Annotated in this window: 5 protein-coding genes; 2 read left to right on the top strand and 3 right to left on the bottom strand. The window is 37.9% G+C overall.

The window, feature by feature from the left end; translation table 11 throughout:
- Positions 1 to 194: 194 nt before the first annotated feature.
- Positions 195 to 1,451 (bottom strand): aspartate kinase, encoded by a 1,257-nt coding sequence (locus ACFIL8_RS05545; RefSeq protein ID WP_375612083.1) that lies wholly within the window; start codon positions 1,449 to 1,451, stop codon positions 195 to 197.
- A gap of 188 nt (positions 1,452 to 1,639) precedes the next feature.
- Between ACFIL8_RS05545 and ubiG the strand changes: the two genes are divergently transcribed.
- Positions 1,640 to 2,383 (top strand): bifunctional 2-polyprenyl-6-hydroxyphenol methylase/3-demethylubiquinol 3-O-methyltransferase UbiG, encoded by a 744-nt coding sequence (gene ubiG, locus ACFIL8_RS05540; protein ID WP_375668504.1) that lies wholly within the window; start codon positions 1,640 to 1,642, stop codon positions 2,381 to 2,383.
- Between the two features lie 20 nt (positions 2,384 to 2,403).
- On the opposite strand, the gene grxC is transcribed toward ubiG, so the two are convergent.
- Both grxC and ACFIL8_RS05530 read right to left on the bottom strand, forming a co-directional pair.
- Entirely contained in the window at positions 2,404 to 2,658 is a 255-nt protein-coding gene (grxC, locus tag ACFIL8_RS05535) for a glutaredoxin 3 (RefSeq protein ID WP_375612081.1), read from the bottom strand.
- A gap of 47 nt (positions 2,659 to 2,705) precedes the next feature.
- Complete coding sequence (locus ACFIL8_RS05530; RefSeq protein ID WP_375621100.1) at positions 2,706 to 3,491, bottom strand: ComF family protein; 786 nt, start codon at positions 3,489 to 3,491, stop codon at positions 2,706 to 2,708.
- Between the two features lie 196 nt (positions 3,492 to 3,687).
- On the opposite strand from ACFIL8_RS05530, the gene ACFIL8_RS05525 reads away from it, so the two are divergent.
- Positions 3,688 to 4,461 (top strand): methyltransferase domain-containing protein (locus ACFIL8_RS05525; RefSeq protein WP_375689083.1); only part of this gene is annotated, 774 nt, incomplete at its 3' end.

Genomic DNA, 4,461 nt, shown 5'->3' with positions numbered 1-4,461 from the left:
GTTTTTTACCCAAACATCTTTCTCTTGTAATGTATAAGTGACCATTTTAAATTCATCATGAACAAGTTTAAAATGAGAGAGTCCTGCTGTATTAAATATTCCATTTAAATTAAAAATATAAATATCCTTAACAAAAATTATTAATATATATTAAAGCTTTACATTATTGAAACTCTGTTGAAACTAAAAAATACTTATCCCTTATCAAGTGCATAAACAGCATGTAATGTTCTAACCGCAAGTTCAGTGTAAGCACTATCAATCAAAATAGAAATTTTAATTTCTGAGGTCGTAATTGCTTGAATGTTAATACCCTTTTCAGCCAAAGCCTTAAATGCTGTAGCGGCAACACCTGCATGGCTACGCATTCCAATACCAATCACAGATACCTTGGCGAGATCGCTTTCAAACTGGAGAACATCAAATCCAATTTCTTTGCGATTCTTTTCAAGAAGTGTAACGGCTTTTTCTACATCTGATGATGGTACAGTAAAAGTCATATCAGTTTTTGAGCCATCTTCAGAAATATTTTGCACAATCATATCAACATTAATGCTTTCTTCAGCCAAGGGACCAAAAATTGCTGCCGAAATCCCTGGACGATCGGCAAGCCGACGAAGGGAAATTTGTGCTTCATCCTTAGCAAAAGCAATACCAGTAACATTTTGTTGTTCCACAATTTCATCCTCATCGCAAATAAGTGTTCCAGAAGAACTCATTGGATCCTCCATGCCTAACGCATCAGGATCCTCAAAACTTGAACGCACAAAGGTACGAACCTTATGAACCATTGCCAATTCAACAGAACGAACCTGTAAAACCTTTGCACCAAGAGAAGCCATTTCTAGCATTTCTTCAAAAGCTACTTTTGGTAAACGACGCGCTTTCGGCTCTATACGTGGATCCGTTGTATAAACACCATCCACATCCGTATAAATATCACAGCGATCAGCTTGTACAGCAGCGGCTATAGCAACAGCACTTGTATCTGATCCCCCACGCCCTAAGGTAGAAATCCGGTTATCCGGAGATAACCCCTGAAAACCAGCAATAACGGCAACCTGACCTTCCTGAAAACACTCGATTAAAAAAGATCCATCAATATTAGTAATACGTGCACGGCCATGCGCATTGTCTGTATGAATAGGAATTTGCCAACCAAGCCATGAACGTGCATTCACCCCCATTTCTTGAAGTGTCAAAGCCAACAAACCTGACGTAACCTGTTCACCAGAAGCAACCACAACATCATATTCACGAGCATCTCTATGCATAGAGGAAGCATCACTTGTCCACTGAACAAGTTCATTCGTTTTACCAGCCATCGCAGATACGACAACGGCAACCTCATTGCCTGCATCAACCTCTCTTTTGACATGCCTTGCAACATTATGAATACATTCAATGTTTGCTACAGACGTTCCACCAAATTTCATGACAATGCGCGCCATTAATAACACTCTTACCTTTACATCTCTTATCTCAAACAGTAATGAGAATTAGATGCTGTATCAACTAACCATTTTCTCGACATAGCGAATATCTATCATTTGTGCAAGTTTCATTATGATTATATTAATTTCTCTTGACTTTGTATAAAATCTACTTGACCTGATCATTAAAAATAAAGGAAGGCAACATGATCGATGAAACACAAACAACTATTGATCAAAGTGAAATTGATCATTTTTCACGTATTGCTACAGAATGGTGGAATCCACAAGGAAAATTTCGACCTCTTCACCAATTTAACCCAACACGCCTTGCTTACATCAGAGAAAAAATCTGTTTAGAGTTTAATCGTGACCCTTCTTCACTTACGCCCTTTCACAATTTGAAAATTCTTGATATTGGCTGTGGAGGAGGCTTGTTATCTGAACCAATGGCACGTCTTGGTGCTATAGTTGTAGGCGTTGATGCTGCACAAACAAATATTGAAGTCGCAAAAACCCATGCTGCTCAAAATGACCTTTCCATTGATTACCGTATCACTACGGCAGAAGTACTTGCCAATGAAGGAGAAAAATTTGATATCATCCTTAATATGGAAGTTGTTGAACATGTCGCTGACGTTAATCTCTTCATAGAAGCTACAGCAAAAATGCTGAAACCACAAGGGGTGATGTTTGTCTCAACACTCAACCGCACATGGAAAGCATGGGGGCTTGCTATTGTAGGCGCTGAATATATTCTACGTTGGCTTCCTAAAGGAACCCATGATTATAAAAAATTCCTAAAACCTCTAGAACTTAAAAATTTCTTATCAAAAAACGCTCTGACTGTCATTGATGAGATAGGTATTACTTATAACCCATTAAACGACAGCTGGAATCGCTCAAAAGACATGGGCGTTAACTATCTCCTTCTTGCAAAACGGTCTTAAGAATATGTAATTTACAAATATCATATGCCTTGTAATAAAGAATTGAGCTTTCCCTCAGCCTCTAAAGCATAAAGATCATCACAACCGCCAACGTGATAATCACCTATGAAAATTTGTGGAAATGTATTACGTCCATTTGCACGCTGTACCATTTCTTGGCGAAGGGATGTGGAAGCATCAATATCTGTATACTTTACGCCTTTTTTATTAAGCAAATCACGTGCTTTTGTACAATAAGGACAGTTAGGGCGTGTATAAATTATTACCTCTTTCATAGTATTATCCTCCAATATTTTTTAATAATATTCATTTTAAATTCCTCTTAAGAAGAGGGAAAAATAGAATCTTCTTTGAGAACACGCGAAAATGTTAGCACATCAACCTGTCGTGCACCTGCATCTTTTAATGCAGCAGCTGCTGCTGTAACTGTTGCACCCGTTGTAAATACATCATCAATCAGCAAAACAGAACATCCTTTGAGATATTTTTTAACTTTATGCGAAACCTTAAAAGCATTTTTTACGTTAAGTTTTCTCTCTCTCGAAGAAAGACTAACCTGCGGACGGGTATGCCGACAACGAACAAGCCAACTCGGTTTTAAAAGCTTTTTTTGTGATGCTGCAATGTAACGTGCAAGCTCAGCAGATTGATTATAACGCCTCTCCCAAAAACGACGAAAATGCAATGGAATGGGAATAATAACATCACAATCATCAATAACCTCGCGTCCAGCAAACATCATCCAATTGGCCATAAATGATGCCAATTCTATATGATCACCATATTTTAAGCGCGTTACTAAAGTTCGTGCAAGCCCTTTATGAACAATGACTGAGCGAACACGTGAAAAAGGATGGGAATTACGGAGTGCTTCACCACTAAGAAAACCATCCCCCATATCACAAACAAAAGGAGTCCCCATAACAGGACAATAAGGTTTTGTGATAAATTGAAGATCTTTCCAACATTCGGAGCAAATCGTACCATAAGTAAAAACATTTTGCTTACATCCAGGACAAATTGGTGGATAAAGCATCGTTTTCAAGCGTTCAACGAACTTACTTAGTATATCTCCGCTATTTAACGCCGCTTCTCGAAAATACAACATTATAAATTTAGGCTTTTACAAGTTTCCCTCAGAACAAAAGTTCCTTTGTATTTCCTCAATTTATAATTTTAATTCCTTTAAAAACTCTTACCTTCTATAAATTTATTTTCTTTCATATTATAAACTTGACAGAGCTTGCACAAATAATGAACCTTTTTAAAATATATTCTTTCATAGATCGAAAGTGTTCTACAATATGTCGCATCCTTTAATTTTTGATCATAACCGCATTGAACAATTCCGAAAACGTGCCTTTCAAAAAGCAAAAAAAGGATGTGACTTTTTACTCTCTCACATGGCAGAAGATCTCTATAAACGCCTTAGCACTGTTGATCGCCTCTTTACATTAGCTCTCGATTTACACAGCCATACAGACCTTGCTGCGCAAGCTTTAATGAAATCTGGAAAAGTTTGTTCCATAGAACGCATTGAGACCGATACGCTTTATCAAAGCCATGATAAAAAATTTCATTTACGTCATCGAGAATTTCTTGATTTACCTCAAAGTTACTGTGACCTTATTGTTTCACTTCTTTCATTACAATTGACCAATGATACCCCTGGTGTTCTAAGCCAGATAAAAAATACTCTTAAACCAGATGGCTTATTTCTTGCTGTTATGGCAGGAGCTGGTACATTAAGAGAATTGCGAGAAAGCCTGCTGCAAGCTGAAAGTGAAATTTATGATGGAGCAAGCCCTAGGGTCTACCCTTTTGCCGACATTCGTGATGCAGGCGCTCTTTTACAGCGTGTTGGCTTTGCCCTGCCTGTAGCAGACGTTGAAGATATCACAATACGTTATAATACAATGTTTGACCTTATGCACGATCTTAAAGCTATGGGAATGCAAAATGCACTCATCAATCGTTCACGACACCCTGTATCCAAACGCTTTTTTCTCCGCGCAGCTGAAATCTATGCACAACGATTTAGTGATCCTGATGGACGTATTCGTGCACATTTTTCTTTC

Source organism: Bartonella sp. AP57NXGY, from assembly GCF_042195805.1.
Taxonomy (GTDB): domain Bacteria; phylum Pseudomonadota; class Alphaproteobacteria; order Rhizobiales; family Rhizobiaceae; genus Bartonella.
Note: the sequence above shows the minus strand (reverse complement) of the source record. Positions and strands in the feature narration are given on the sequence as shown.

What these genes read in the sequence shown, in the direction of transcription:
- ACFIL8_RS05545 (WP_375612083.1), bottom strand. Translation starts at nt 1,451, where the DNA reads ATGGCGCGCATTGTCATGAAATTTGGTGGAACGTCTGTAGCAAACATT.
- ubiG (WP_375668504.1), top strand. Translation starts at nt 1,640, where the DNA reads ATGATCGATGAAACACAAACAACTATTGATCAAAGTGAAATTGATCAT.
- grxC (WP_375612081.1), bottom strand. Translation starts at nt 2,658, where the DNA reads ATGAAAGAGGTAATAATTTATACACGCCCTAACTGTCCTTATTGTACA.
- ACFIL8_RS05530 (WP_375621100.1), bottom strand. Translation starts at nt 3,491, where the DNA reads ATGTTGTATTTTCGAGAAGCGGCGTTAAATAGCGGAGATATACTAAGT.